20 protein-coding genes are annotated in these 23557 nt (G+C 71.8%); 12 read left to right on the top strand and 8 right to left on the bottom strand.

What is annotated here, in order from left to right; all coding sequences use genetic code 11:
* Window positions 1-55: 55 nt before the first annotated feature.
* From OG519_RS18880 to OG519_RS18905, 6 genes are all read right to left on the bottom strand, one after another.
* Window positions 56-235 (bottom strand): hypothetical protein, encoded by a 180-nt coding sequence (locus OG519_RS18880; RefSeq protein WP_405585122.1) that lies wholly within the window; start codon window positions 233-235, stop codon window positions 56-58.
* A 200-nt stretch (window positions 236-435) separates the two neighbouring features.
* Entirely contained in the window at window positions 436-1335 is a 900-nt protein-coding gene (locus OG519_RS18885; RefSeq protein WP_405585124.1) for an alpha/beta fold hydrolase, read from the bottom strand.
* 213 nt (window positions 1336-1548) lie between these two features.
* Window positions 1549-2004 carry a phage holin family protein gene (locus OG519_RS18890; RefSeq protein WP_405585127.1) on the bottom strand — a complete coding sequence of 152 codons (456 nt, stop codon included), beginning with the start codon at window positions 2002-2004 and terminating at the stop codon, window positions 1549-1551.
* A gap of 383 nt (window positions 2005-2387) precedes the next feature.
* The gene (acs, locus tag OG519_RS18895) at window positions 2388-4346 is read right to left on the bottom strand and encodes an acetate--CoA ligase (RefSeq protein ID WP_405585130.1); all 1959 of its coding nucleotides are present in this window, start codon (window positions 4344-4346) and stop codon (window positions 2388-2390) included.
* Window positions 4347-4432: 86 nt separating this feature from the next.
* Window positions 4433-6805 carry a SulP family inorganic anion transporter gene (locus tag OG519_RS18900; protein ID WP_405585133.1) on the bottom strand — a complete coding sequence of 791 codons (2373 nt, stop codon included), beginning with the start codon at window positions 6803-6805 and terminating at the stop codon, window positions 4433-4435.
* A 378-nt stretch (window positions 6806-7183) separates the two neighbouring features.
* Complete coding sequence (locus OG519_RS18905; protein WP_405585135.1) at window positions 7184-8188, bottom strand: ATP-binding protein; 1005 nt, start codon at window positions 8186-8188, stop codon at window positions 7184-7186.
* Window positions 8189-8274: 86 nt separating this feature from the next.
* Between OG519_RS18905 and OG519_RS18910 the strand changes: the two genes are divergently transcribed.
* Complete coding sequence (locus OG519_RS18910; RefSeq protein WP_405585138.1) at window positions 8275-9150, top strand: oxidoreductase; 876 nt, start codon at window positions 8275-8277, stop codon at window positions 9148-9150.
* An 18-nt stretch (window positions 9151-9168) separates the two neighbouring features.
* Here OG519_RS18910 and OG519_RS18915 read toward each other — a convergent pair whose 3' ends face one another.
* Window positions 9169-10014, bottom strand: a complete 846-nt coding sequence (locus OG519_RS18915) for an HAD family hydrolase (RefSeq protein WP_405585141.1) — start codon at window positions 10012-10014, stop codon at window positions 9169-9171.
* A gap of 439 nt (window positions 10015-10453) precedes the next feature.
* On the opposite strand from OG519_RS18915, the gene ssd reads away from it, so the two are divergent.
* From ssd to OG519_RS18950, 7 genes are all read left to right on the top strand, one after another.
* Window positions 10454-11563, top strand: a complete 1110-nt coding sequence (gene ssd, locus OG519_RS18920) for a septum site-determining protein Ssd (RefSeq protein WP_405585143.1) — start codon at window positions 10454-10456, stop codon at window positions 11561-11563.
* Window positions 11560-12714: a TadA family conjugal transfer-associated ATPase gene (locus OG519_RS18925; RefSeq protein ID WP_405585146.1), complete on the top strand. Its 1155-nt coding sequence runs from the start codon at window positions 11560-11562 to the stop codon at window positions 12712-12714. The genes ssd and OG519_RS18925 overlap by 4 nt, the downstream gene beginning before the upstream one ends.
* Window positions 12711-13697, top strand: a complete 987-nt coding sequence (locus OG519_RS18930; RefSeq protein WP_405585149.1) for a type II secretion system F family protein — start codon at window positions 12711-12713, stop codon at window positions 13695-13697. Before OG519_RS18925 ends, OG519_RS18930 begins: the two co-directional genes overlap by 4 nt.
* A gap of 44 nt (window positions 13698-13741) precedes the next feature.
* Entirely contained in the window at window positions 13742-14491 is a 750-nt protein-coding gene (locus OG519_RS18935) for a type II secretion system F family protein (RefSeq protein WP_405585152.1), read from the top strand.
* Between the two features lie 412 nt (window positions 14492-14903).
* Window positions 14904-15167 (top strand): DUF4244 domain-containing protein, encoded by a 264-nt coding sequence (locus OG519_RS18940; RefSeq protein WP_405585155.1) that lies wholly within the window; start codon window positions 14904-14906, stop codon window positions 15165-15167.
* A gap of 55 nt (window positions 15168-15222) precedes the next feature.
* On the top strand, window positions 15223-15540 hold the full coding sequence (locus OG519_RS18945; RefSeq protein ID WP_405585157.1) for a TadE family type IV pilus minor pilin: 318 nt from the start codon (window positions 15223-15225) through the stop codon (window positions 15538-15540).
* A complete protein-coding gene (locus OG519_RS18950) occupies window positions 15537-16085 on the top strand; it encodes an Rv3654c family TadE-like protein (protein ID WP_405585160.1) in 549 nt (182 codons plus the stop codon). Before OG519_RS18945 ends, OG519_RS18950 begins: the two co-directional genes overlap by 4 nt.
* Before the next feature lie 191 nt (window positions 16086-16276).
* Here the strand turns inward: OG519_RS18950 and OG519_RS18955 are convergent, their stop codons facing one another.
* On the bottom strand, window positions 16277-18820 hold the full coding sequence (locus OG519_RS18955; protein WP_405585162.1) for a DEAD/DEAH box helicase: 2544 nt from the start codon (window positions 18818-18820) through the stop codon (window positions 16277-16279).
* A 213-nt stretch (window positions 18821-19033) separates the two neighbouring features.
* Between OG519_RS18955 and bldG the strand changes: the two genes are divergently transcribed.
* The 4 genes from bldG (at window position 19034) to OG519_RS18975 (ending at window position 23449) form a co-directional block, all read left to right on the top strand.
* Window positions 19034-19375 (top strand): anti-sigma factor antagonist BldG, encoded by a 342-nt coding sequence (bldG, locus tag OG519_RS18960; protein ID WP_031520166.1) that lies wholly within the window; start codon window positions 19034-19036, stop codon window positions 19373-19375.
* A gap of 87 nt (window positions 19376-19462) precedes the next feature.
* Window positions 19463-19876 carry an ATP-binding protein gene (locus OG519_RS18965; protein ID WP_405585165.1) on the top strand — a complete coding sequence of 138 codons (414 nt, stop codon included), beginning with the start codon at window positions 19463-19465 and terminating at the stop codon, window positions 19874-19876.
* A gap of 340 nt (window positions 19877-20216) precedes the next feature.
* Window positions 20217-22658, top strand: coding sequence for a sodium-translocating pyrophosphatase (locus OG519_RS18970; protein ID WP_405585168.1), 2442 nt, complete (start codon window positions 20217-20219; stop codon window positions 22656-22658).
* Window positions 22659-22858: 200 nt separating this feature from the next.
* Window positions 22859-23449 (top strand): small secreted protein, encoded by a 591-nt coding sequence (locus OG519_RS18975; protein WP_405585171.1) that lies wholly within the window; start codon window positions 22859-22861, stop codon window positions 23447-23449.
* Window positions 23450-23557 lie beyond the last annotated feature (108 nt).

Below are 23557 nucleotides of genomic sequence, written 5' to 3' on the forward strand. Positions count from 1 at the left end.
TCGGTGGTGAGGCCGGCGTTCGGCCGTGAGGTCCGTGCCGAGCCGGCATCCGCGCTCAGTCGCGCGGATGCCGCAGCCGGGCACTGACCCAGCGGGCTCTGCGGCCGAGGATGCGGGGGATGCCGAGCCGACTGTCCGCCGGGGCGAGTACGGCGGTGACCGCCCCTCGATCGGCGGCGGAGAAGCTGCTGCGGCGATTGCGCGATACGTCACGGTAGTCGTGCGTCCAACCCATACGAAGCAACGTGCCCGCGCCTCAGGGTCGGTAATCGCCGTTTGGTCGCCCGATTGGCTTATGCGCCCGGCATTTTGGGCGATCATGCCGCGATCCTCGGGGGTCTCGCCGGTGGTGGAATCGGCAGGTTTGCCCCGCCCCGTCCTGGCCATGTCAAGCGCCGCCGAACTTGTCGCAGCTCAGCCGGGCGATGACGGGGTTCAGCGGTCCGGTTCTGGGTCCTTCAACCAGTTGATCAGCTCCGCCGAGAACGCCGCCGGGTCCTCCTCGTGCGGAAAGTGCCCCAGTCCCTCGAAGAGCCGCCAGCGATACGGGGCCTCGACGTACTCCCCGCTGCCGGCCACGCTCCGGGTGCCGATCGCCGGGTCGAGCGCGCCATGCATCTGCAGCGTCGGCACCCGCACCGGGCGCTTCATCCGCCGGTTGAACTGGATGCCGTCCGGCCGGGCCATCGAGCGCACCATCCAGCGGTACGGCTCCACCGCGCAATGCGCCGTGGACGGGATCAGCATCGCGCGCCGGTAGACGTCGACCGACCGCTGGTCCGGCACCGTCGTACCGGCCCAGTCGGTGACCAGCCGGCCGACCAGCGCCGCGTCGTCCGCCATGAGTTGGCGTTCCGGGAGCCAGGGCCGTTGGAAGCCCCAGATGTAGGCGCCGGACTTGCTCTGCCGGAGATCGGTGAGCATCGCCGTACGCCAGCGGCGCGGATGCGGCATCGAGCAGACCGCGAGCCGGCGCACCAGCTTGGGCCGCATGGCCGCCGCCGTCCAGGCGAGATAGCCGCCGAGGTCGTGTCCGACGAGCGCCGCGTCCGGCTCGCCCAGTGAGCGGATCACCCCGGTGACGTCGAGGGCCAGATTGCCGGCGTCGTACCCCCGCGGCGTACGGTCGCTGCCGCCGACCCCCCGCAGGTCCATCGCCACCGCGCGGAAACCGGCCTCGGCGAGGGCGGTGAGCTGGTGCCGCCAGGTCCACCAGAACTGCGGGAAGCCGTGCAGCAGCAGAACCAGCGGGCCGTCGCCCATTTCGGCGATGTGGAAGCGGGCGCCGTTGGCGGCGACCTCCCGGTGCGTCCACGGTCCGTCGATCCGTGGCATCGGCCCTATCGGGGTCTGTGCGGGCTTCGCCAGTGACGCGGCGCCGACGGGTGATACGGGTCCGGCGGGTGATGTGGGCTCCGCCGTTGACGCGGCCTCAGCCGGCCCAGCCGGTGCGGAGGATGCCGAGGACGCCGCGTCAGCGGCGGTTTCCGGGTGGGAGGGATCGTGCGACCCGGGCGTCCGGGCGGCGGCAGTCATGACCAGAGCGTGTCACATCTTCGCCTCGATCGCCTTGGCGTCCGTGGGCTCCGCCGGGCGCGGGTGGGGCTTGGCCTTCTGGAGCACCGCCGCCGTCTCCTTGGCCGAGGTGATGGAGAGCTCGGGCTTCTTCACCTTCTTGAACCGGCCGATGGCGAGCAGGATGAGCACGACCGCCACCAGCACGAAGCCGCCGAAGACGATGCCGAACGAAGCGTCGAGCGGCAGACCGGACCGGTGGATCACGTACGCGAGCGCCAGCGAGCCCATGGGCATCGCGAAGACGGCCAGCGCGAGCGCCACCACGAGCGCGGCGCTGCCCATCGCGGCGCGCTTGGCGTCTGCCCGCAACTCGGCCTTGGCCAGGGCGATCTCGTCGTGCACCAGGGCGGACACCTCCGCCGTGGCGGCGGCGAACAGTTGCCCGATGCTGCGCCCGTCGCCGTCGTGCTCTGGGGCAGGGCTCATCGTGTCCTCCGTCATCGATTCGGTCCGTCAGTCCCCCGATCATGCCTTACGGGTCGTGCTCCTCGTCGGCGTCCTTGGCCACTCGGGGCGGCCAGTCGGGACGGCCGGATGGGACGGCCGGTCGGACGAGGCTGCCGGCCGGGGGTCGGGGCGGCGTGTCATCCGGGCGGCCTTGCGGGTATCCGGCCCTGGGCGTCGCCCTGTCCCGGCCGTGGCGGGCGCCCGCTTGAGCCGAACGAGTGACCCGAACGAGCGAGGGGCGCCCCGGTGGTCGGCCGGGCGCCCCTCCCTCAGATCTCTCGGCTCTCTCGGCTCCCTCGGCTTCTTCGGCCGCGAAGGCCGTCAGGTGTGCGGGCCTTCGACATGGCCTCGGGCGCCGGGGCTCAGTCCTCGCTGGGCGCGGACGGCAGCTTCGACTGGATCAGGTCCATCACGGAGGAGTCGGTGAGGGTGGTGACGTCGCCCAGTGCCCTGTTCTCCGCGACATCCCGCAGCAGGCGGCGCATGATCTTGCCGGATCGCGTCTTGGGCAGCTCGGAGACGGTGAGGATCCGCTTGGGCTTGGCGATCGGGCCGAGCACCTTGCCCACGTGGTCCCGGAGCTCGACCAGCAGCTCCGCGCTGTCCTCGGCGGTGCCGCGCAGGATGACGAAGGCGACGATGGCCTGACCGGTGGTCGCGTCGGCCGCGCCGACCACCGCGGACTCCGCGACCTTGGGGTGCGAGACCAGCGCCGACTCGACCTCGGTGGTGGAGATGTTGTGCCCGGACACCAGCATCACGTCGTCCACCCGGCCGAGCAGCCAGATGTCGCCGTCGTCGTCCTTCTTGGCCCCGTCGCCGGCGAAGTAGCGGCCTTCGAAGCGGGACCAGTAGGTGTCGATGTAGCGCTGGTCGTCGCCCCAGATGGTGCGGAGCATCGACGGCCACGGCTCGGTGATCACCAGGTAGCCGCCGGAACCGTTCGGCACCTCGTGGGCCTCGTCGTCGACCACGGTGGCGGAGATGCCCGGCAGCGGGGTCTGCGCGGAGCCCGGCTTCGCCTGGGTGACACCCGGCAGCGGTGCGATCATCATGGCGCCGGTCTCCGTCTGCCACCAGGTGTCGACCACCGGCGTACGGCCGCCGCCGATGTGTTCCCGGTACCACACCCACGCCTCGGGGTTGATCGGCTCGCCGACGCTGCCCAGCAACCGGAGGCTGCTCAGGTCGTACTTGGCCGGGATGTCGTCGCCCCACTTCATGAAGGTGCGGATCGCGGTGGGCGCGGTGTAGAGGAGGGAGACGCCGTACTTCTGCACGATCTCCCAGAAGCGGCCCTGGTGCGGGGTGTCGGGGGTCCCCTCGTAGATGACCTGGGTCGCGCCGTTGGAGAGCGGGCCGTAGACGATGTACGAGTGGCCGGTGACCCAGCCGATGTCGGCGGTACACCAGAAGACGTCGGTCTCCGGCTTGAGGTCGAAGACCGCGTGGTGGGTGTAACTGGCCTGGGTGAGGTAGCCGCCCGAGGTGTGCAGGATGCCCTTGGGCTTACCGGTGGTGCCCGAGGTGTAGAGGATGAAGAGCGGCTGCTCGGCCTCGAACGCCTCCGGGGTGTGCTCGGCCGACTGGCGACCGGTGATCTCGTGCCACCAGATGTCCCGGCCCTCGGTCCACGCCACGTCCTGGCCGGTCCGGCGGATCACCAGCACATGCTCGACCTGCGGGGTGCGGGACACCGCGTCGTCGATGGCCGGCTTGAGCGCGGCCGGCTTGCCGCGCCGGTAGCCGCCGTCGGAGGTGATGACGATCTTGGCGTCGGCGTCGTCGATCCGGGAGACCACCGCGTCGGCGGAGAAACCGCCGAAGACCACGGAGTGCACGGCGCCGATCCTGGCGCAGGCCAGCATCGCCACGACCGCCTCGGGGATCATCGGCAGGTAGACCGCGACCCGGTCACCCTGCTGGACCCCCAGCTCGGTCAGCGCGTTGGCGGCGCGGGACACCTCGTCCTTCAGCTCGGCGTACGTGATGGTGCGGCTGTCGCCCGGCTCACCCTCGAAGTGGATCGCCACCCGGTCGCCGTTTCCCGCCTCGACATGGCGGTCGACGCAGTTGTAGGCGACGTTGAGCTTCCCGTCCGCGAACCACTTGGCGAACGGCGGGTTCGACCAGTCCAGGGTCTGGGTGGGCTCGGTGGCCCAGGTCAGACGGCGGGCCTGCTCGGCCCAGAAGCCCAGCCGGTCGGCCTTGGCCTGTTCGTACGCCGCCGCCGTGACATTGGCCGCGGCGGCCAGTTCGGCCGGAGGAGCGAACCGCCGCTCCTCCTTCAGCAGGTTGGCCAGGCTCTCGTTGCTGCTCACACCAACTCCTTGTCAGGGTGTCCCACTCGTCCCAGCACTACCTCACCAGTCCTTGACCACCCTGACAAGAGCTCCCGGGAAATGGTTTAGACCTTTGTGAGGCCCTCCCTTCCCTCCGGCTCGCTGCCCGGAGCGGAGTCGGCCGCGGCGGCCGGGGCGCCGAACGCCGTTGCGGCACCGGGCAGGGGGACATCGGGCCGCACCGCGGCGAAGACATGGGTCGTACGGTCCAGGATGTACGCCTGCGCCTCGGCCACATGGAAGTACATGCCATCGAGCTGGAGGGAGCCCTCGGCCACCCGGCGGGCCACACATGGGTGGGCCATCAAGTGGTCGAGTTGCGTCATCACATTGACCAGGGCGAGCCGTTCCTGGTCATCGGCGATCTCGCGGTCGGCGAGCGCGACATCGCCCCGGCCCAGCGCGCCGGTCCTGGCCAGCCGCGCCAGGCTCGGCCGGCCGTGCCGCAGCCAGCGGGCCAACGGGGTCTGCGCGCCCGGCTCATGGTTCGAACCGAGCAGCGCCTGCATCGCGCCGCACCCGGAGTGGCCGCACACCGTGATGCTGGAGACCGCCAGCACCTCCACCGCGTACTCCACCGCGGCGGCCACCGAGTCGCAGGACGCGTCGGACCCCGGCGGCGGCATCAGATTGCCGACGTTGCGGACCGTGAAGAGGTCGCCAGGGCCGCTGGAGGTGATCATGCTGGTGACCAGCCGGGAGTCCGCGCAGGTCAGAAAGAGCTGGCCGGGGCGCTGGCCCTCCCGCGCCAGCCGGGCCAATTCCTTGCGGACCAGCGGAGCCGTGTTGCGCTGGAACGCGCTCACCCCGCCGAGCAGTTGGCTGCCGCTGGTCGCGGGGACGGCGGTCGGGCGGGTGCAGTGGTGGTTGCGCCACGGAGTCCAGGGGCGGCAGGCATGCGCGCTCACCGGTTCGCTGACGGTCCGTCCGGCGCCGTCGCCCAGGACGGCTCGCCCACCGCGTGAACGGTGCCGGGCGCACCAGGCGTCCAGCGCCTCGTAGGCCGCGTGATCCATGAAGGTGCCTTCCAGCTCCAGCACCACATCGGCGTCTTCCGGCACCTGGGCCAGGGCCCGGGTCAGCCGGGGCACGGCCACGAACGTCAACTGCCCCGACACCCGCACCCGGTGACAGCCCGGCTCCTCGGTGATGGTGACCCGGGTGTGGGTGAGGTTGCGCAGCGCCTGGAAGGCGGCGACCGCGCCGCCCAGCAGCACGCCCTGGAGCACCCCGAAGACCACTACCCCGCCCAGCGTGGCCGCGTACACGGGGAACTCCCGGTGCCGGTGGATGTGCCGGATGTGCGCGAAGCTCACCATCCGTACCCCCACCAGCATCACCAGGGCCGCCAGCGCGGCCAGCGGGATCGCCTCCAGCGCCTGGGAGGCGGCGCCGGCGCAGAGCAGCACCCAGATACCGTGCAGCACCGTGGACCGCCGGGTGCGGGCGCCGGCCTCGACATTCGCCGAACCCCGCATCGCGCCGCCCGCGATGGGCATGCCGCCGAGCATCCCGGAGATCAGATTGGCGACGCCCTGCCCGCGCAGTTCGCGGTCGAGCCGGGCCGAGGGGGCGGGCGGGCCGGGGCGCTGTGCCCGGAGGGTGTCCACCGCGACCGCCGACAGCAGGGATTCCATGCTCGCCACCAGGGTGACGGTGACAACCGCCGCGATCACTCCGAGCACCGGTCCTTCCGGCAGCGTGGGCAGTGCGGGGGTGGCCAGGCGCGGCAGTTCGACCCTGGGCATGGACAGTCCGATGCTCGCCGCGGTGGCCAGCGCCACCGCCGCCAGCGGGGCGGGGATCGCCCGCAGCGCCCCGGCTCTGCCCCGCAGCCGTGGCCAGCCGAGCAGCACGGCCAGAGTCAGGGCGCCGATCACCGGCGTGATGGGGTGGCTGTCCATGAACTGGCCGGGCAATCCGGCGATATTGGCGATCGCGGAGCTCTGCGGGCTGCCGCCCAGCACCACATGGAGCTGGCCGACGGCGATGACCGTACCGATGCCGGCGAGCATGCCGTGCACGATGGCGGGGCTGACCGCGAGGGCGGCTCTGGCCACCCGCAAGACGCCGAGCAGCAGCTGGGCCAGGCCGGCCAGGACGGTGATCGCACAGGTGGCGGGCCATCCGTAGCGCTGGACGAGGCCGGCGGTGACCACGACCAGTCCGGTGGCGGCGCCGCTGACCTGGAGCGGCGCGCCGCCCAGCAGACCGGCCACGATACCGCCGACGGCCGCCGCGACCAGGCCCGACTGCAAGGGGGCGCCGGTCGCCAGCGCGAGGCCGAGCGAGAGGGGGACGGCGATCAGGAAGACCGTGATCGAGGCGGACAGATCGGATCGATGGGAAGCCCATCGGGGGGTGGTGTCGGAGGTAAGCGGAGGGGTGACGCGGGAGGTGAATCGGGAGGTGAATCGGTCGAGTGCTTGGAGTCTCATGTCCCGTCTCCTTCGGTGGACGGCGGGAGGAGTCAGCGCGACGTGATGTCATCGCTACTCTCAAGTGCCAGTAAATGGAGAGTAATGGACTGACTGCGGAGAGTGAAGTGTGGAGCTTGGATCAGCCGTTTATTTGCCCCTATCGAGTGAATTAATGGTGTGCCAAGCTGGCTGACTTGAATACGGTGAGTAAGTATGCAAAATCGGTGGCCTCGCTGGTGCGGCCGTATTCACCGGCGGCCGGTCGGCAGCCGGTCGGAGGGCGATTCGGTCCCCAAGAACCTCCCGGCAGCGCGAAACGGCCGGGTCCGCGTCGGACCCGGCCGTAAGGACTTCGTCAGGTGCGCCCGCGACCGCGGGGAGACGCGGTGCCGGCGGTCAGACTCCCGCTCGGACCCCCGCCGTGGCGGCGGACAGCGACTCGTCCAGGACGAACGCGGGGTCGATCTGGGCGCCCAGATCGTCGCCCGTCCTGGCGTTGCCCCAGCTCTCCGCGTTCCGCTGGTGGAAGTGCGCCATCTGCCGGGTGTAGCGCGCCCAGTCCCGGGTTTCGTAGGCCGCGTCCGCTCGCTCGTGCAGCGTCCGCAGCGCCCGCCGGTTGGGCCCTTCGAGCAGCTCGAAGCGCGGCGGGCGCCCCTTCTCCATCGACCGCACCCAGTCCGAGTGGCCCACGGTGACCAACAGGTCGTCGCCCACCTCGGCACGCAGAAAAGCCACGTCGTCCTCGCCCTGGATCTTGTTGCCCACCACCGCAAGATTGACGCCGAAGTCGGCGGCGTACTCCTTGTACTGGCGGTAGACGGCAACGCCCTTACGGGTCGGCTCGGCCACCAGGAAGGTCAGGTCGAAGCGGGTGAACATCCCGGAGGCGAAGGAGTCGCTGCCGGCGGTCATGTCGACGACCAGGTATTCGCCTCGCCCGTCGACCAGATGGTTGAGGCACAGCTCCACCGCGCCGACCTTGGAGTGATAGCAGGCGACGCCCAGATCGGCCTCGTCGAACGGCCCGGTCACCATCAACCGGACGCCCGGACCGTCATCGAGAACGACCGGGCGGGCGCAGGCGGCATAGATGGGGTTGTCCTCCACCAATCGCAGCAGCCGGGAGCCATGACCGGGCGGGGTGGTCTTGATCATGGCCTCGGCGGAGGCGATCCGCGGGTTGGCCCCGCGCAGGTACTCCTTGATCTCCGTCAGATGCGAGCCGAGCGCGGGCAGCGCGGCGGCCTCGTCCTCGGGAAGACCGAGCGCGGGGCCGAGGTGCTGATTGATGTCCGCGTCGATCGCGACGACCGGGACACGCCCGGCGGCGAGATGGCGGATGAACAGGGAAGACAACGTGGTCTTGCCGCTGCCGCCCTTTCCGACGAAAGCGATCTTCATGTTCGGTAAGCGTAGTGGCGCGCTCTTTCCGCCGCCGACTCCGAGTGGCAAAGGCCACTCGATCGTGGTCGTGCGCTACTCAGGGGATGCGTAGGGTCGGACGCATGGCTACGAACACAGCTTCATCCGGCGCTCCCCAACCGGCCGATCCGCTGGCCGTGCTGGGTGCGCTGCCGGGTGTGCCCGAAGCGGTGGAGTCCGTACGGCAGGCGGTGGACCGGGTCTACGGCCACCGGGTGATGCGCCGCCGATCCGACGAGGTGACCTCCGAGGCGGCCCTGCGCGGCGCCCGGGCCTCGGCAGCTCTGGCCAGCGCCGACTGGCCGCTGGAAGAGGTGCGCCGGCGCGGTGACTTCTCCGCCGACGACGAGGCCCGGACGGTCGGCGCGGCGCTCCGGTTGACCGCAGAGGCCGGCCAACTCATCACTGTCTGGCGGCAGTCACCGCTCCAGGCGCTGGCCCGGCTGCATCTGGTGGCGGCCGGCGGCGTCGCCGAGGAGCCCACGGTGGGCCGGCCCCGGCTGACCGGCGAGCCGGTGGCCGAGCCGCTGGTCGGGCTCGCCGAGATCCCGTTGCCGGAACCCAGCGAAGTGAACGCCCGGCTGGACGGCCTCGCCGGACTGCTACGGGCCGGGACCGCGGCGCCCGCGCTGGTGGTCGGTGCGGTGGTGCACGGCGAACTGCTCTGTCTGCGTCCCTTCGGTTCCTTCAACGCCCTGGTCGCCCGCGCCGCCGAACGGATCGTGCTGGTCGGCAGCGGTCTCGACCCGAAGTCCATCTGTCCGGCCGAGGTCGGCTGGGCGGAGCTGGGCCGGGCGGACTATCTCAAGGCCCTGGACGGCTACTCCACCGGAACGCCCGGGGGAATGGCCGAGTGGATCGCCCACTGCGGCCGGGCGCTGGAACTCGGCGTGCGGGAGAGCGTCGCCGTCTGTGAGGCGCTCCAGCGGGGCGCGGCCTGACGTCGACTCAGTTCGCCGTCACGACAGGACCATCGGGCGCCGGCGGCGCGCGGCCAGCCACACCAGGCCTGCGGTGGCGGCCGCGGCCCCGAGCGCGACGACCGCGAGCGTCGGCCCCGTCGGCATCGACAGCGACGGAATGCGCTGTCTCAGCCGCACCGGGCGGCTGAAGGTGAGCATCGGCCAGTCGCGCGCGATGGCTTCCCTGCGCAGCCCGCGGTCGGGGTTGACCGCGTACGGATGGCCGACGGTCTCCAGCATGGGGATGTCGGTCACCGAGTCGCTGTAGGCGAAGGACCTCTCCAAGTCGTAGCCCTCGGACTCCGCCAGCTTGGCGATGGCGTCAGCTTTCGCCGGTCCGTAGACGTAGTGCTCGATCTCGCCGTTGTACGCGCCGTTCTCGACGACCATACGCGTGGCCACCACATGGTCAGCGCCGAGCATCTCGCCGATCGGCTCCACCACCTCGGAGCCGGAGGCGCTGACGATCACCACATCGCGGCCGGCGGCGTGGTGTTCCTCGATCAGCGAGGCCGCCTCGTCGTAGATGATCGGGTCGATCAGGTCATGGAGGGTCTCCGCCACGATCTCTCGCACCTGCTGCACATTCCAGCCCCGGCACAGTTCGGAGAGGTATTTGCGCATGCCCTCCATCTGGTCGTGATCCGCACCGCCGACCAAGTACACGAACTGGGCATACGCGGTACGCAATACCGCTCGTCTGTTGATGAGACCGCCGTGGTAGAAGGAGCGCCCGAAGGCGAGGGTGCTGGACTTGGCGATCACGGTCTTGTCGAGATCGAAGAACGCCGCGGTGCGCGGTGGCAGGTGGTTTTCCACGGGATGAGCATAGGCAACCACCATTCGGCGTAAGCTCAGGCGCGTGGGTTTGCCTGAGAAGGCCTTCGGGTACACCATGGAAGTCACGGATCGTTCGCGACCGTGCTAACCCGGTCTGGCTCCTCCCCCCCCGAGTCAGATCGTGGGGACGACCCCCGCTCTCCCCCCCGGCGGGGGTCGTCGCATGTCCGGACACGTGTTGCCGCTTCTCGGCCGTGTCCGCCGCCGGTTTGCGCATGGCTCTCTCCTTCGCATGGGTGTGCGGTCACTGTGCATGACGTGTGACTCACTGTAATCGCTTCTCCGGTCGAGCGGAACTCACCCGTCCGGGTGGTGGAGTTATCCACAAAGGCCGAGTTGTCCACAGATTCCGACCGAGACCGTCTCAATTCCTCGCACTGTCCCAAGCTGATCGCAGGCGCAGCACACCGTGCTCGCAACACAAGCGACGGGGGACAGGAAAATGACAGGAGCCACCAGGACCGACCGGTTGGCGACTCCGGGAGATCGCCCCGGCGGACCGTTGATTGTCGCCGAGGACGAAAGTCTGCTGGATGATCTGCTGCGACTCTGCGCGGCGGCCGGGACAGAACCGGAAGTTGTCTTCTCCAGCCCGCCATGCGCCACGAGTTGGGACAATGCGCCGCTTGTCCTGGTCGGAGCGGAAGCGTCCGGAAGACTCCGTGACGCACCCCGCCGCAAGGGCGTGCTGCTCGTCGGCCGGGAGTTGGACGACCCCGAGGTCTGGCGTCAAGGTGTGGGGATCGGGGCCGATCACGTGCTGTTTCTGCCCGAAGCCGAGAGCTGGCTGGTCGACCGGATCGCCGACATCGCGGAGGGAACCGGCGAACCGGCCCTGACCATCGGTGTGGTGGGCGGTCGCGGTGGCGCCGGTGCCAGCACCCTGGCGTGCGCACTCGCCGTCACATCGGCCCGCACCGGCCGGCGGACCATGCTCATCGACGGCGACCCGCTCGGCGGCGGCCTCGACATCCTGCTCGGCGCCGAACGCACCGGCGGCCTGCGCTGGCCCGACCTCGCCGACTCGCGCGGAAGAGTCAACAGCGGGGCGCTGGAGGAGTCCTTGCCCAGGCTCGACTCGCTCAGCGTGCTGAGCTGGGACCGCGGCGATTCCGTGCTGATCCCGCCGCAGGCCATGCGCTCAGTACTCGGCGCCGCCCGGCGGCGCGGCGGGGTGGTCGTGGTCGATCTGCCCCGCCGGGTGGACGAGGCCGTCGCCGAGACGCTCGCCCAGATCGATGTCGGGCTGCTGGTCGTCCCGGCGGAGCTGCGGGCGGTTGCCGCCGCCACCCGGGTGGCGTCCGCGATCTCGATCGTCCTGAAGGACCTCAGGATCGTCGCCCGTGGACCCTTCGACTCCGGCCTGCGCGACCGGGAGATCGCCCGTCTCGTCGGCCTGCCGCTCGCCGGCGGGCTGCCGGCCGAGCCGTCGCTCGCCGACCCGCTGGGCGGCACCGGGCCGCCGGGCGCCTCCGGCCGCGGACCCCTCGCCCGCTTCTGCGGCGCCTTCCTCGCCCAGGCCCTGCCGGTCAGCGGGGGTGCGCCGGTATGAGCGCGGAACTCCTCGACGCGGTGCGGCTGTATCTCGCCGAGCACGGCGGCGAGCCGACTCCCGCCCGGGTGGCGGCGGCGCTGCGGGCCCGAGGGCGGCTGCTCGGCGACGCCGGAGTGCTCGACGTGGTGAAGGCGTTGCGATCCGAACTCGTCGGCGCCGGACCGCTCGAGCCCCTGCTGGCCGACCCCGACGTCACCGACATCCTCGTCAACGCGCCCGACCAGGTCTGGATCGACCGGGGCCGCGGCCTGGAGCGCAGCGACATCGGATTCGCCGATACGGCCGCGGTGCGCCGCCTCGCCCAGCGCCTGGCCACCACAGCCGGCCGGCGGCTGGACGACGCGCGGCCCTGGGTGGACGCCCGGCTGCCCGACGGCACCCGGTTGCATGCCGTCCTGCCACCGGTGGTCGTCGGCTCGCCGTGCCTGTCGCTGCGGGTGGTGCGGTCACGGGCCTTCACCCTCGCCGAACTGGTCGCCGCCCGGACCCTCGACGAGGAGACCGCGGCGCTGACCCGGGACGTGCTCGACGCCCGGCTTTCCTTTCTGATCAGTGGCGGCACGGGCTGCGGGAAGACGACGCTGCTGAGCTGCCTGCTCGGCCTGGTGGACCCGGCGGCGCGGATCGTGCTCGCCGAGGACTCGGCCGAGTTGCGTCCGGATCACCCGCACGTCGTCCGTCTGGAGACCAGGCCCGCCAACCAGGAGGGCGCGGGGGAGGTCACCCTCCGGGACCTGGTCCGCCAGGCCCTGCGGATGCGGCCGGACCGATTGGTGGTCGGTGAGGTGCGTGGCGCCGAAGTGACGGATCTGCTCGGCGCGTTGAACACCGGGCACGAAGGCGGTTGCGGCACCGTGCATGCCAACGCGGCGGCCGATGTGCCGGCCCGGCTGGAAGCGCTGGGCGCCACCGCGGGCCTGGAACGGGCCGCCCTGCACAGCCAGTTGGCGGCGGCGCTGTCGGTCGTCGTCCACCTGGTGCGGGACGGATCGGGGCGGCGGCGCCTGGCGGAGATCCACGTCCTGCGGCGGGGCGCCGACGGCCTGGTCAGCACCGTGCCCGCGCTGGTCCGAAACGGTCGGTCCGGCGCCGAACGCGGCCCTGGATGGCAGCGGTTGACCCAACTGTGCGCGGCGGGTGCGCGATGAGCCCCGGACCCACCCCGGTCGCCCTCGCCTGGGCCGCCGTCCTGGGCGCGCTGGCACTCCTGTCGAGGCTGTCCCGGCCGGGCGGCGCGGTTCGCCGACGGGCGCTGCGGTTGGTCGGCGACTCGGAGAACGAGGCCGGGCGATTGTTCGAGCGGTGGCTCAGGGAAGGCGCCGGCTGGGTGCGACGGATGCTCGCGGACAGACCCGGGGTGGTGTGCCTGCCGGTGGGCCTGGCCGTGGGGTTGGTGACCCGGTCACCACTGCCGGTGGCGGCCGGCGTGGCGGGCGCGCCGCTGCTCGGCCGGGCATGGCGAAGGCGCCGGGCACGGGCCGCCGCCGAGCGCGGGCTGGTCGCGGTGAGCACACTGTGCGGCACGGTCGCCGGCGACCTGCGGGCCGGACGGCCGCCGCATGTCGCCCTGGCCGAGGCGGTGGAGTCGGCGGGGTGGGCGCGGGAGCCCGAACTGACCGGAGCGGCACGGTTGATGGTGTCGGCCGCCCGGTTCGGCGGAGATGTGCCACGGGCGTTGCGAGCGGCTTCGCAGCTCCGGGAAGGTACCCGGGGGCTGGCCGCGGTGGCCGCCTGCTGGCAGGTCGCGGTTGACGGCGGCGCGGGACTGGCCGCCGCCCTCGACCGGGTGGCCGCCGCGCTGCGTGCCGAGGCCGACCAGCGGGACGACCTGCGCGCCCAACTGGCGGGCCCACGCTCCACCGCCGTGATGCTCGCCCTGCTGCCGCTGTTCGGGCTGGTCCTGGGCACGGGGCTTGGCGCACACCCTTCCGCGGTGCTGCTGCACACCCCGGCGGGCATTGGCTGCCTGCTGGTGGGCGCGGCCCTGGAGTGGGCGGGTCTCGCCTGGACCGCGCGGATCATCCGGGAGGCCGAGAACGGCCCCGGCTCGGGCGAGGGATGGACCAAGGGAGCGGAAGAACGACCCGGGAGCCTCGGAGCGACGCCGACCGTGGAAGGGAGGCCGTCGTGATCGGCGGCGGCTGGATTGTCCACAGCCTGGGGACAACGGTGGTCGTGGCGACTGTGGGGGCGGGGCTGTTGGCGCTGGCCGAGGCGCGGCGGCGAGCGAGCGGGCTGCGGCGGCTGCGGAGAGTGCTGCGAGCGCCTGGACCACCGCGGGCGAGGGCGGGTCGCCTCCGGCGGCTGCCGAAGCCACTGCGGGAGTGGGCGCCGGTGATCGCCGTCGGGCTGGCGGCCGCGGGACTGCTCGGCGGGCCGCTGGGCACCCTGGCGGGAATGGGGACGGCCGTCGCGGCCAGGAAGTGGCTCAGAAGGCGGCAGACGGCCGCTGAGCGCCCCGGGAGCGACGGGGAGGGGGACGGGGCCGACTTGCCGCTCTGCGCCGACCTGATGGCGGCCTGCCTGGCAGCGGGCGCCACACCGGGCGAGGCGGCGGGAGCCGTCGGGCCTTGTCTGGGCGGGTGGTTGGGCGACGCGCTGATACGGGCTGCGGCCGAATTGCGGCTCGGCGGTGAACCGGCCGAGTGCTGGGAGCGGTTCGGCAAGCTCCCGGCGGCCCGGGAGATGGGCCGCTGCCTGGCCCGGGCGGCGACCACGGGCACTGCCCCGGTAGCGGAAATGGCCCGGCTGGCCGCCGAGTGCCGCGCCCTCCGCTCCCGTTCGGCCCTCGCCCGAGCCAGACGCGCCGCAGTCCTGGCCACAGCTCCACTCGGCGTCTGCTTCCTCCCCGCCTTCCTCCTGGTCGGCGTGGCCCCCGTCGTCATGGGCCTGGCCACCACAGTCCTGGGCCCCCGACTCCACTGACCACCCCTCCGCCGGCAACCCCCAAGCCGTGCCGCCTGGCCTCTTGCCCTGGCGGCCGGGCGGGCGCCGCCCTCGCTCTGGCCGCCCGCGCTGAGGTGAGTGCTGAGCCGTGCGGGGTGCGGGCTTTCGGGCAGGCGGGGCCGTCAGGAGGGTGCTGGTTGTCCCGGGCCCGGGGTGTCGCCCGGAGTGGGTGCGCCGGGTGGGCCTGGGGGCGGGTGGGGTTGGCCCGGTGGGGGCCCGTGGTTGGGGCGGCGCGCGCCCAGGCGGTTGCTGGGTGGGCCGAGCCGGCGACATCTGGCAGGCCGACGCACTAACAGCGTGGCTCCGGACTTTGAGCTGCGCTGATGCGAAAGAAGAACCCACTGAAGCCGGTGTTCGAGCCGGCGGAATCAAGAAACGGGAGAGATCCGACATGACGAAGATCGCGAATGAGATCCGCACGGAGGAAACACGTGAGGCGGCGCAGAAGGACGAGGCGTCGACCGGCAGGGTGAGGCGGCGGGTGCGGCGGTGCCGGGCCGCGGCGGCGGAGGCCGGGATGAGTACGGCCGAGTACGCGGTGGGCACGATCGCGGCGTGCGGGTTCGCGGCGGTGCTCTACAAGATCGTGACGAGCGGTGCGGTGCGGGCCGCGCTCACCGGGGTGATCGAGAAGGCCCTCCATGCGCCGTTCTGAGCGGGGTGGGCCGCCGGGTGGCGGGGACGGCGGGTATGTGACCGCGGAGGCGGCCGTGGTGATTCCCGTTCTGGTGGGCCTGGCCGCGCTGTTGGTGTGGGGGCTGCTGGCGGGCGCCGCGCAGGTGCGGTGTGTGGACGCGGCCCGGGCGGGTGCTCGGGCCGCGGCCCGGTCCGAGACGCCGGCGGAGGTGTTGCGGGTGGCCCGGGCGGCGGCCCCGGAAGGCGCGGAGGTGAGCGTCGGAAGGACGGGGGACCTGGTGCGGGTGCGGGTCACGGTGCCGCTGCCGCGCTTCCCGGTCGAGTTGACCGCCCAGGCCGACGCGCTCGACGAAAGCACGCTGGAGACGGTGGAGGGAGGTGGCGGTCCGTGACCGGCCGTGCCGGGCGGCGGGCGGACCGGGGTTCGGCCACGGTGTGGTCGCTGGGGCTGATCGGGGTGCTGCTCGCGCTCTTCGCGGCGGTGCTCTGGCTCGACCGGGCGGTCGTCGCCCGACACCGCGCGGGCGGCGCCGCCGACCTGGCGGCCCTCGCGGCGGCGGATCACGCCCTGGACGGTGAGGCGGCGGCCTGCGCCCTGGCCGCCCAGGTAGCCAAGACCCAAGGCGCGGAGCTGACGGGTTGTCGGCTGACGGGTGAGGTCGCGGATGTGGTCGCCGAGGTCGGTGGGGCGAGGGTCGCTTCCCGGGCGGGCCCTTCGCTCGCTGCGGGCTCCGCCGCCGATGCCGTTTTGCACGGGGAACGGGCAGCCCGGGTGCTCTCTATCGGGCCCGTGGACCAGGGCCGGGTACCCGGCGTCGTACGGGTGGCGGGGCATGTTCACCCCCCCGTGGAGCCGGTCCCGTCCGGGGCACCGTGGTCGTCGGCCGCCGCTGGTACGCGCGGCCTTTGGAGTCCGCCGGGTGCGGCGCACAGCTGATCCTCACCGGCGGGATGTCGCGGGCTGGGCGTCTGGCCTCCGCCGCCGGCCGTCCGCGAGGGCAGCCGCTGGTCCGCCTGATCTTCGTCGTGGGTCAGCCGTCAGCCGTCAGCCGTCAGCCGTCAGCCGTCAGCCGTCGGCCGTCGGGTGCGGCGCAGCGCCGACCAACCCTCCGGAAGGTCGGGGTGGCGTCACTCGCCGTCGGCGGCCTCGTGGGCCAGCCGCTCGTTCGCCAGGGGCTCGCCCTCTGACCGGGCGGCGGGCAGCGGTGGGCGAGTCGGCTCCGGGGTGGCGCCCGGAGCGGGGAGTCGCTCGGGCGGAGTTTCCGTGAGGTCGGCGCCCGGCGCGGTCAACCGGTCCGGCGCGGCTTCCGGGAGGTCGGAGTCTGGGGCCGAAGAGAGGAGGGAGTCCAGGAGGCGGACCGCGGCGGCCTTGTCGAGGGGGTCGTTGCCGTTGCCGCACTTGGGGGACTGGACGCAGGAGGGGCAGCCGAAGTCGCACTCGCAGGCGGCGATGGCCTCGCGGGTGGCGGTGAGCCAGGAATGGGCGGTGCGGTAGGCGCGTTCGGCGAAGCCCGCGCCGCCGGGGTGGCCGTCGTAGACGAAGACGGTGGGCAGGCCGGTGTCGGCGTGCAGGGGTATCGAGACGCCGCCGATGTCCCAGCGGTCGCAGGTGGCGAAGAGCGGGAGGAGGCCGATGGAGGCGTGTTCGGCGGCGTGCAGGGCGCCGGGGAGTTCCTCGGGGTGGATACGGGCCGCGTCGAGCTGGTCGTCGGTGATCGTCCACCACACCGCCCGGGTGCGCAGCGTGCGGGGCGGCAGGTCGAGCTTGGTCTCGCCGAGCACCTCGCCGGTGATCAGCCGGCGGCGCAGGTAGGACACCACCTGGTGGGTGACCTCGACCGAGCCGAAGTGGATCCGGGCCTCGCCCCACGGCTCCGTCAGCTCGTCGGACAGGACGCGGATCTCGGTGGTGTCGCGGGCCATCGTGGAGTAGGACGGGTCGGCCTCCTCGACCAGGGCGACGTTGTCGTCCAGGTCCAGGCGCCGGACCAGGTAGCTGCGGCCCTGGTGGAGGTGGACGGCGCCGTCGTGCACGGTGGTGTGCGCCGCACCGGCGTCCACCGTGCCGAGCAGCCGCCCGGTGGCGGACTCCACCACCTGGATCGGCGTACCGCCCTCGCCCCGGATGTCGGTGAGGTCGGCGGCCCGCTCCCGGCGGGTCCAGAACCAGCCGGCGGCGCGTCGTCTGAGCAGCCCGCGCTGGACGAGCTGCGGCACCAGATCGGCCGCCTCCGGGCCGAAGAGCTCGAGGTCGGCGTCGGTGAGCGGCAGCTCGGCCGCGGCCGCGCACAGGTGCGGGGCGAGCACGTAGGGGTTGTCCGGGTCCAGGACGGTCGACTCGACGGGCCGCTCGAAGATCGCCTCGGGATGGTGGACGAGGTAGGTGTCCAGCGGGTCGTCCCGGCCGACCATGACGGCGAGGGCGCCCTGGCCGGAGCGCCCGGCGCGGCCCGCCTGCTGCCACAGCGAGGCCCGGGTGCCGGGGTAGCCGACGAGGAGCACCGCGTCGAGGCCGGAGATGTCCACGCCGAGTTCTAGCGCGGAGGTGGAGGCGAGGCCGAGCAGGCGGCCGGAGTGCAGATCGCGTTCGAGGCGGCGGCGTTCCTCGGCGAGATAGCCGCCCCGGTAGGCGGCGACCCGGCGGGGGAGGGACGCGTCGATCTCGGCGAGGCGTTCCTGGGCGATCAGGGCGATGAGTTCGGCGCCGCGCCGGGAGCGGACGAAGGCGACCGTGCGTACGCCCTGGACGACGAGGTCGGTGAGGAGCTCGGCTGCCTCGGCGGTGGCGGTGCGGCGGACCGGGGCGCCGTGCTCACCGGAGAGCTGGGTGAGCGGTGGCTCCCACAGTGCGAAGGCCAGTTCGCCGCGCGGCGAGGTGTCCTCGGTGACCTCGGCCACCCGCACTCCGGTCAGCCGTCCGGCCGCCCGGCCGGGGTCGGCGGAGGTGGCGGAGGCGAGCAGGAACACCGGTTCGGCGCCGTAGCGGGCGCAGACCCGCCGCAGCCGGCGCAGCACCTGGGCGACGTGGGAGCCGAAGACCCCGCGATAGGTGTGGCACTCGTCGATCACCACATAGCGCAGCCCGCGCAGGAAGGAGGCCCAGCGGGCGTGGCCGGGCAGGATGCCGCGATGGAGCATGTCGGGGTTGGTGAGGACGTAGGTGGCGTACTGGCGGACCCACTCACGTTCCTCGAAGGGCGTGTCCCCGTCGTAGACGGCCGGCCGGATCGCCTTGCCCAGCGGCGCGGCCAGCGCGCTCACCGCCCGCCGCTGGTCGGCGGCGAGCGCCTTGGTGGGCGACAGGTAGAGCGCGGTGGCCCCCCGGGGCCCGGCGTCGGCCCCGTCCAGCAGCGCGCTGAGTACCGGCGCCAGGTACGCGAGCGACTTGCCGGAGGCGGTGCCGGTGGAGACGACCACCGACTCGCCGCGGGCCGCGTGGGCCGCCGCGAGGGCCTGGTGTTCCCACGGACGGTCGATACCGGCCGCCCGGATCGCCTCGACGACCTCCGGCCGAATGGAGTCCGGCCAGGACGCATGGCGACCGACCCGCGCGGGCACGTGCTCCGTATGGGTGACGCGCACGGCACGGTCCGCCCCCTCGGCGAGCCGCTCCAAAGCGGTCCGAGGGGACGGGCGACCGTGCGCCGACTGCGAATGTTGATCCGGGGCCATCGGCACTCAGTGTGTCACCGGTGTGACGGACAATCGCAGTAAGGCGTCGTGCTGGCCCACCGCGAAGTGATTGAATGCCATCGCGGCTGCCGATCCTTCCCCTACCTTCGGTGGGAGAGGCTCCTACCTGCCTTACGGTGGGGAGAACCCCACTACCGTTGGGTGGGAGGGGCTCTGGGGGGAGCCGCGTCGATGCAAGGTGCTGGAGGATCCGTGGACCTGTCCCTGTCGACCCGAACCGTCGGCGATCGAACGATCGTCGAGGTCGGCGGCGAGATTGATGTGTACACCGCACCCAAGCTGCGAGAGCAGCTCGTGGAGCTTGTGAACGACGGGAGTTATCACCTGGTCGTGGACATGGAAGGCGTCGACTTCCTGGACTCCACCGGCCTGGGCGTGCTGGTCGGCGGGCTCAAGCGGGTGCGTGCCCATGAAGGATCGCTGCGTCTGGTGTGCAACCAGGAGCGCATCCTCAAAATTTTCCGTATCACCGGTCTGACCAAGGTGTTCCCTATCCACACCTCGGTCGACGAGGCCGTCGCGGCGACCGACTGACGTTTGTCGAGACGAGTGGGGTACCGGGCGGGCAGCCGTCCGGGCCCCCGCGATGCCCACCCATAGAACCGAGGGGGAGGCCAGACCGTGCCCACCGTGGAACTGCTCTTCAGCGCCCAGCCCGAGCATGTGCGCACCGCACGGCTCGTCGCGGCACAAGTGGCGCGCCGAGCGGGGGTGGACGAGGCGGCTCTCGACGAGGTGCGGCTTGCCGTGGGCGAGGCGTGCAGCCGAGCTGTCGGGCTGCACCGCAACAACGGCGTCCAGGAGCCGGTGCGGGTGTTGCTCAACGAGGAGGAGAAGAAATTCTCCATCGAGGTGGTCGACGAGGTGCCCGGCAACGCTTCCGGCTCGGCGCCGGACAGCGGTGACGACGCGGCGGCCGATGACGAGGGCGAGATGGGTCTTGCCGTGATCAGCGGCCTGGTCGATGACGTCGAGGTCATCGAGGGCGCAAGCGGCGGCACCATCCGGATGAGCTGGCCGACCGTCTCCATCTGAGCGGAGGCGCTCCGTCGGGGCCGGCCTCTCCATCCGGCCCGCCGCGCCGGCCGAGCCCGCCGAGCCATCAGGGGCATCAGGACCACCTGGGCAGCCGGCCCTCCGATCGTCCGAGCTCTCCGGTCATCTGAGTTCTTCGGATGAGTTTCCGCCACTCCGCCCATCATCTCCCGCATGTATTGCGGGATTCCACGAGTTTCCGCGCCAATTCCTGTCGGGGACTCTTTTTTGATCATCGGCTCCTCCCTACAATCCGTCCATCCTGCTCAGCTCGCCTGAGCGTGGCGGCTTGTGCGCCAGAGGAGCCGCACGCCCATGCGCCAAACGTCAAGGAGGACGAATGGCGGGGCCACTCACTCATCACACGCTTGCCGCGGATCCGGTATTGACCAGTGGTAACCGGCTGCTTGTCGTGATCATCGCGCTGGTCGCACTGGCCGCTCTGGGGCTCGCCGCGGTGTTGGTACGTCAAGTGCTGGCGGCCGACGAAGGCACCGACAGCATGAAAAAGATCGCCGCTGCCGTGCAGGAAGGCGCTAATGCCTACCTCGCACGGCAGTTTCGTACCCTGGCGATCTTCGCGGTGGCGGCGTTTTTCCTGCTCATGCTGCTGCCCGCCGACGATATGTCGCAGCGAATCGGCCGGTCGATCTTCTTTCTGGTGGGTGCGGTGTTCTCCGCGGTCACCGGTTATGTGGGAATGTGGCTCGCGGTTCGCAGCAATGTGCGCGTGGCCGCGGCGGCCCGGGCGGCCACCCCGCCCGCCGACGAGCCGGCCGGGGAACCCGCCGCCGATCTGACCACCGTGTCGCACCGGGCCATGAAGATCGCCTTCCGTACCGGCGGCGTGGTCGGCATGTTCACCGTGGGGCTCGGGCTGCTGGGCGCCTCCGCCGTCGTGCTCATCTACAAGGCCGACGCGCCGAAGGTGCTGGAGGGGTTCGGCTTCGGGGCGGCGCTGCTGGCCATGTTCATGCGGGTCGGCGGCGGCATCTTCACCAAGGCGGCCGACGTGGGCGCCGACCTGGTCGGCAAGGTGGAGCAGGGCATCCCGGAGGACGATCCGCGCAACGCCGCCACCATCGCGGACAACGTGGGCGACAACGTCGGGGACTGCGCGGGTATGGCCGCGGATCTGTTCGAGTCGTACGCCGTCACCCTGGTGGCCGCGCTGATCCTCGGAAAGGTGACCTTCGGCGACGCCGGACTGGCCTTCCCGCTTCTCATACCGGCGATCGGGGTGCTCACCGCGATGGTCGGCATCTTCGCCGTGGCCCCGCGCCGCGCGGACCGCAGCGGTATGACGGCCATCAACCGCGGCTTCTTCCTCTCCGCGGCTATCTCCCTGGTGGGCGTGGCCATCGCGGTCTACGCCTACCTCCCGTCCTCCTACGCCGACCTCAAGGGCGTCGGCGCCGACATCACCTCCCACTCGGGCGACCCGCGCACCCTGGCCATCGTGGCGGTCGCCATCGGGATCGTGCTGGCGGCGCTGATCCAGCAGCTCACCGGCTACTTCACCGAGACCACCCGGCGTCCGGTGCGCGACATCGGCAAGTCCTCGCTGACCGGCCCGGCCACCGTGGTGCTCTCCGGGATCTCGCTGGGCCTGGAGTCGGCGGTGTACTCGGCGCTGCTGATCGGCCTGTCCGTCTACGGCGCGTTTCTGCTGGGCGGCACCTCGGTGTGGCTGGCGCTCTTCGCGGTGGCGCTGGCCGGCACCGGGTTGCTGACCACGGTCGGCGTCATCGTCGCCATGGACACCTTCGGCCCGGTCTCGGACAACGCCCAGGGCATCGCCGAGATGTCCGGCGATGTGCACGGCGCGGGCGCCCAGGTGCTCACCGACCTGGACGCGGTCGGCAACACCACCAAGGCCATCACCAAGGGCATCGCCATCGCCACCGCGGTGCTGGCGGCCACCGCCCTCTTCGGTTCGTTCAAGGAGGCCGTCGACACCGCGGTGGCCAAGGCGCATCCGGCGGCGTCCGACGCCCGCTGGCTCTCGCTGGACATCTCCCAGCCGAGCAACCTGGTGGGACTGCTCTTCGGCGCGGCGGTGGTCTTCCTATTCTCGGGGCTGGCCATCAACGCCGTCTCGCGGTCGGCCGGCGCGGTGGTCTACGAGGTGCGCCGCCAGTTCCGCGAACATCCGGGGATCATGGACGGCACCGAACTGCCCGAATACGGCCGGGTGGTGGACATCTGTACGAGGGACGCGCTGCGTGAACTGGCCACCCCGGGTCTGCTGGCCGTGCTCGCGCCGATCGCGGTCGGGTTCTCGCTGGGGGTCGGCTCACTGGCCTCGTATCTGGCCGGAGCGATCGGCGCCGGCACCCTGATGGCGGTGTTCCTGGCCAACTCCGGCGGCGCCTGGGACAACGCCAAGAAGCTGGTCGAGGACGGCCACCACGGCGGCAAGGGCAGCGCCGCCCATGCCGCGACGGTGATCGGCGACACGGTGGGCGACCCGTTCAAGGACACCGCGGGCCCGGCCATCAACCCGCTGCTCAAGGTGATGAACCTGGTGGCGCTGCTGATCGCCCCCGCGGTGGTGAAGTTCAGTTACGGCGTGGACGCCAACGCGGCGGTACGGATCCCGGTCGCCGTGGCGGCGGTCGCGATCATCGTCGTGGCGGTGTACATCTCCAAACGCCGCGGCGTCACGGTGGGCGAGGACCGCGTAGACGGCGCCCACGGAGGAGACGGCGACGCGGGAGCGGCCGGCGACCGGGCGCGGAACGAGGACGGTACGACCGCGGTCGCCTCCCCGTCGGCCTGACACCCGAACACCCGATCAGAAACAGGTGGCCGACCGGTCGGAACCGGTCGGCCACCGCTCTCCTGGGCGACCCACACTGCTGCCAACGGCTTCAATATCGGTCGAAAAGTTTCATATCAGGTCAGGAATTCGCGGTCGGCACCGCTGCGCCGTGTAAGTTCCGGGGCGGTAAGTCCACGGAAGGGACCCAAGCGGTGAAGGTGAACAAGAGGCTCCCGGCCGCCCTGTGCGGCGTGTCGGCCGTGCTGCTGGCAGTGTCGTCGCTCGCGGGATGCGGCAGCGACGACACCGGCAAGAAGCGCGATGCCTGGGCCAAGGGAGTCTGCGACCAGGCCGCCGCCCAGCTCAAGAAGATCGACGACGCGAGTACCGCGATCAGCCGGGTGAACAGCGGCGGCAAGCCGCAGGACGTGAAGAACGCCGACGCCGCCAACTTCCGGGCGACCTCGGACGCCTACAAGTCGCTCGCCGCGATCTTCGCCCAGGCGGGGCCCGCGCCCGGCGGGGACGAGGGCAAGAAGTTCCAGCAGAGCGCGGTGTCGGGCCTCAGCAGCCTCTCGGCGCAGTACGCGGACCTGACGAAGCAGGTCGACGCGCTCAACACCAGCAGCCAGGCCAAATTCGCCGCCGGTCTGAAGAACGTGTCGGCGTCCTTCGCCCGGACCGCGGGCAACGTCACCACCACCTTGACGATGCTGCGCCAGGGCGACACCGGAAAGGCGCTCGCCCAGCAGCCGGGCTGCCAGCGGGTCTCCGGCACCGCCGCCTCCCCGACCGCGACGTCCTCCTGACCCGAGCGGGCCCGAGCCGGCCCGACCCGACCCGCCCGACCCGCCCGACGGCGGCGCTTTCCGGCGCGGGGAACCGCGTGCTCGGCCACGGCGTACGCGCGGGTCGTC

The organism is Streptomyces sp. NBC_01190 (genome assembly GCF_045039895.1).
In the GTDB taxonomy this organism is placed as follows: domain Bacteria; phylum Actinomycetota; class Actinomycetes; order Streptomycetales; family Streptomycetaceae; genus Actinacidiphila.